This is a genomic window from Actinomycetospora sp. (genome assembly GCF_055612215.1).
In genome coordinates this window covers 1-1938 of sequence record NZ_JBVPVA010000455.1, presented here as the reverse complement: position 1 = coordinate 1938, position 1938 = coordinate 1, and the positions used below count along the sequence as shown (strand labels likewise).

At 74.7% G+C, this 1938-nt stretch carries 1 protein-coding gene and 1 pseudogene; one reads left to right on the top strand and one right to left on the bottom strand.

All coding sequences use genetic code 11. From position 1 onward, the window contains the following. Positions 1-165, top strand: a pseudogene (locus AC0CYZ_RS12710) (decaprenylphospho-beta-D-erythro-pentofuranosid-2-ulose 2-reductase); the annotation flags it as partial. Positions 166-233: 68 nt separating this feature from the next. Here AC0CYZ_RS12710 and AC0CYZ_RS12705 read toward each other — a convergent pair. Further along, the gene (locus AC0CYZ_RS12705) at positions 234-1637 is read right to left on the bottom strand and encodes an acyltransferase family protein (RefSeq protein ID WP_472215810.1); all 1404 of its coding nucleotides are present in this window, start codon (positions 1635-1637) and stop codon (positions 234-236) included. Positions 1638-1938 lie beyond the last annotated feature (301 nt).

The window sequence follows — 1938 nt, the reverse complement described above, 5'->3', positions numbered from 1 at the left end:
ATGGACGCCGCGCCGCTCTCGACGACGCCGGAGAAGGTCGCCGAGATCGCCGTGGACGCGGTGACCAAGGGCCGCGAGCTGGTGTGGGCCCCGGCCCCGCTGCGCGCCGTCATGACCGTGCTGCGCCACATCCCGCGCCCGATCTTCCGTCGCCTGCCGGTCTAGGTGCCTCCGGCTCGTGAGCACTAATCCGTGTCATAGGACGGATTAGTGCTCACGAGCGCGGAGCGCACCTAGCGCGGCGCGAACCGGCGACGGGCCGGCTCCTCGATCCACCGGTACGCGTAGTGCGCCACCAACACCGAGGCGACGAGCACGTGGGGCACGGCCAATGCCGCGAGCGAGCTGTTCGGGGCGAGCGCCGGGAAGCGCGTCATCGCCACCACGGTGATCTCGATGAGCGGGAAGTGCACGAGGTAGACCGCGTAGGAGATGCGCCCGCCGTGCTGCAGCCGGGGGTGCGAGAGGAACCGGACGACCCCGCCCCCCGAGAGGCACAGCGCCCCGAGCAGCAGCGGGAACATCGGCACCGCGAACCACAGCCGGTCGGCCGCGGGGATGGCCGCCGAGGCCGGCGCTGACGCCGCCCAGTAGGCCACCAGCGCGGTCTCCGCGAGCACGCCCAGCACGATCCGCTGCGCGCAGCGCTCGACCCGCGGCGTCCGCTCGATCCGGGCCACGACCAGCCACGTCAGCATCCCTGCGGTGAACCCGCCGCCGATGCGCAGCGCCCAGGCGTAGGCGCCGGTCTCGCCCGACTCCGAGGACAGCACGGCGGCCAGTGCGATCGGTGAGGACGCGACGACGGCGAGCGCGCCCAGCACCGGTAGCGGCCAGTTCCGGATCCGCCACACGCCCAGCACGAGCAGCGGGAAGCACAGGTACGCCAGCCACTCGGCACTGACCGACCACGCCGGCAGCACGAACGAGATGCCCTCGATCCCGCGGGAGTCCCACAGCTGGGTCATCGTCAGCTGGCGCAGCCAGCCCATCGGCCCGAGGTCGGGCTGCGGGCTCTGCCAGGTCACGACGCCGTCGTGGCCGAACGCCAGGCGCGCCGCGCACCAGAGCCCGAAGACGACCGTGACCGCCGCGTAGAGCGGCCAGACGCGCGCGATGCGGGCGCGCAGGAACGACCAGGTGCCCCGCGCCGTCGGGCGCCGCCCCAGCCGCTCGAGGTAGGCGCGGGTGAGGACGAGCCCGGAGAGCACGAAGAAGAGATCGACCCCGAGTGGGCCCGCCGCCACGAGCGGCGCGATCGGCGCGGTCCAGCGGGCGAAGACGTCGCCGGGCACGAACGAGGCGTGCAGGAGCAGCACCCAGACGGCGGCGACGAAGCGCAGGCCCGTCAGCTGCGGGATGTCGCCGCGCGCGGGCGCGACGGCGGGGGCGTCCGGCGCGTGGGGCGCGACCGTGGACGCCGTGGCGGTACGGACGGCGGGGGTCGGGGCGGTGCCGCGGGTGCGCGGCAGCGGCAGGACCGTGGGCGACGACGGCGGGGCGACCGACGAGGCGCGCGACGGCGGGGCGAGCACGGCGACGAGCGGCGTCGTCGGCAGGCGGGTGATGCCCGCGGACGCGACGTCCGGATCCGTCCGGCGGCCCGTGCGTGTCGTGAGCGCTGTCAGCGTCCCCACCTGCGACCTCCCCGACGGTCATGGGCTGCGCGACCCGGTCCGGTGACCGCGCCGCTCGATGAAGGGAACGGCACCAGGCGGCCCATTCCTGATACTCCGTTCAGTGGATCGAGCGAGCCCCTCCCCGACGACGTCAGCACCTCAGGTCACGCCCGGCACGCTCGGTGACCGCCCGGCCCGGACGCTCCCTCCTGGAGGACTCGACCGGGCGGTCCGCGCTCCTCCCGGTCGAGTGGAACGCCGGCCCGCGCCGACCTCGACGCCCCAGGTCACGCACCGTGCCCGCATCGACGACCCCCCG